Annotated in this window: 3 protein-coding genes; 1 reads left to right on the top strand and 2 read right to left on the bottom strand. The window is 71.4% G+C overall.

All coding sequences use genetic code 11. From position 1 onward, the window contains the following. Window positions 1-90: 90 nt before the first annotated feature. Together ACWENR_RS30545 and ACWENR_RS30540 are read right to left on the bottom strand one after the other, a co-directional pair. On the bottom strand, window positions 91-744 hold the full coding sequence (locus ACWENR_RS30545) for a Type 1 glutamine amidotransferase-like domain-containing protein (protein ID WP_452280404.1): 654 nt from the start codon (window positions 742-744) through the stop codon (window positions 91-93). A gap of 202 nt (window positions 745-946) precedes the next feature. Next, on the bottom strand, window positions 947-1885 hold the full coding sequence (locus ACWENR_RS30540; RefSeq protein WP_452280403.1) for an AraC family transcriptional regulator: 939 nt from the start codon (window positions 1883-1885) through the stop codon (window positions 947-949). A 90-nt stretch (window positions 1886-1975) separates the two neighbouring features. Between ACWENR_RS30540 and ACWENR_RS30535 the strand changes: the two genes are divergently transcribed. Then, window positions 1976-2257 (top strand): alcohol dehydrogenase catalytic domain-containing protein (locus ACWENR_RS30535; RefSeq protein ID WP_452280402.1); only part of this gene is annotated, 282 nt, incomplete at its 3' end.

Genomic DNA, 2257 nt, shown 5'->3' with positions numbered 1-2257 from the left:
CTAACCGATCTACCGGAGACCTCAACCTTTAGCGATCACCGCCACGCCGGGCCCACCTCACCGCCCAACACGGCCCTTACGAAACACGGGCTAGGAGGGGAACCGCCTCCAGTGCCCCTCGGAGACGACCTCGACGCGGCCGTCGGTGACCTTGATGGCCGTCTGGTCGTCGATCGCGTACGCCGGACCGGCGATCTCGACCGCCCACCTCTCGGCATCGGCCATGGTGTTGTCCGGTTCGAGGCCCAGGTGCGGGAAGATCGAGAAGTCGACGACCCCCAGCGTGCGGTCGTCGGGCGCGGACTGCCACTCGACGAAGTCCGCACCGATCCGGGGGGTCAGCACCATGCTCCCCGCGCTCAACCCCACCCAGACGGTGTCCCGCAGCGACGGCAGGAGATCCGCCAGCCCGGACTGCCGCATCCAGTGGCACAGGTACGTCGCGTCGCCGCCGGCCACGAGAATGACGTCGGCCTCCCGGACCCAGGGGACCCACCGCTGCTCGCCGATGCTGGGCAGCGCTGTCAGTTCGAGGACGCCCAGCGACCTCCAGCCCAGGTCGCACATGGGCAGCGGCGTCTGCCCGGTGATGAAGCGCCAGGCCGAGGCCGGCCCGCCCATGGCGTGGGCCGCCGTGGGGATGCAGAGGGCACTGGAGTCGGCGATCGGCTTGCCCAGCAGGCCGACCAGCGCATCGCGGATGCTCGGGTTCTGGACGCCCGCGGACGTGAGAAGGAGTTTCACGCTTGCCTCCTGTGCGTAGCGGTCATGACGCCCTCCCGGGGGTGGGGAGATCGGGATCGGGTGCACGGGAGTGCAGACCGGCGACCGTAGCGAAACTCATCGCCGTCGCGACCCTACGTCCCGGACGCGGTCCCCCACGGTCCGTGGATGCCCGTCGCGGTCCTCACTCGAACGGTCACCCGGTCCGGGACCGTCGGTGCTGTCACGCGGCTCTCCGGTACCTGCCGGGTGCGGTGCCGTACTGGCGCTTGAACGCGTTGGCGAAGGCGAACTCCGACGCGTAGCCGATCCGGTGTGCGACGGCACTCAGCGGCGCGTCGGTGTCCTGGAGCAGCCGGGCCGCGGTGGTCATCCGCCACCAGGTCAGATAGCTGAGTGGCGGCTGGCCGACGAGGGTGGCGAAGCGCCGGGCGAACGGTGCCCGGGACAGCCCCGCCTCGGCGGCCAGAGTCGCGACCGTCCAGGGCTGCGCGGGGTCGCGGTGCATGGCCCGCAGCGCCGCCGTGACGGCCGGGTCGTTGAGTGCCGCCGCCCAACCGGTGGTGGCCCCACGTGCCGGCTGCTCGTCGAACCAGGTGCGCAGGAGATACAGCAGCAGCGTGTCGAGGAGGGCGGGCACGACGGCGTCGGTGCCGAGGCGCGGTCGTTCCAACTCGGCGGCGAGCAGGTCCACGATGGCGCGCAGTTCGGGGTGGCGCCCGAGGTGCGCCGGGAGGTGGATGAGTTCGGGCAGGTCGTTCAGGAGCGGATGGGCGCGGGCGGGATCCAGCTCGTATGCGCCGCAGAGCGTCACGGTGGTGGTGCCGCGGGTGGCGACGGGTTCGCCCACCGTGGCGGTCGCGTAGCGCTGGAGGGACCGCGGGTCGCCCGGATCGCAGGCGGGTGCGTCCACCGGAGTCGTGGGGCTGTCGGCCAGCGCGTGCCCCCGCCCGTGCGGCAGGAACACCACGTCGCCGGCGGCCAGCTGCACGGGGTCGTCGTCCGGCGAGACGAGCCAGCACGGTCCCTGCAGGATCACCTGGAAGCCGGCACTTCCCGGCACGGAGGCGAATCGCTGCGCCCACGGGGCGTGCCACACCACCCGCGCCGACCGAGGCTGACCGGTACGCATGACCGCGATCACGTCGCTGAGCACGTCCATCCAGCAACAGTACCGGAGGGGAGACGATCGAGTATCAATCGAGGATCGGCAAGCATGGTTCGTCCTCGATCCGGTCCATACGTTGGTGGCATGAGAGCCGCACGAATACACGAGTACGGTGCCGCGTCCGTCATCCGCCACGAGGACGTCCCACGCCCGGTGGCCGGCCCGGGGGAGGTGCTGATCCAGGTCGCCGCCTCCTCGTTCAACCCGTCCGAGACGGCGCTGCGTTCCGGGCTGCTGCGTTCCGTCCTCCCACTGGACCTGCCGTACACCCTCGGTTGGGACGTGGCGGGCACCGTGGTCGAGACCGGCAGCGGCGTGCACACGCTCGCCGTCGGCGACCGGGTCGTCGGCCGGCTCGACGGCGGC

This window comes from Micromonospora sp. NPDC004336 (assembly GCF_053602615.1).
The sequence above is the reverse complement of the archived record's forward strand: the minus strand, read 5'-3'. Positions and strand labels throughout refer to the sequence as shown.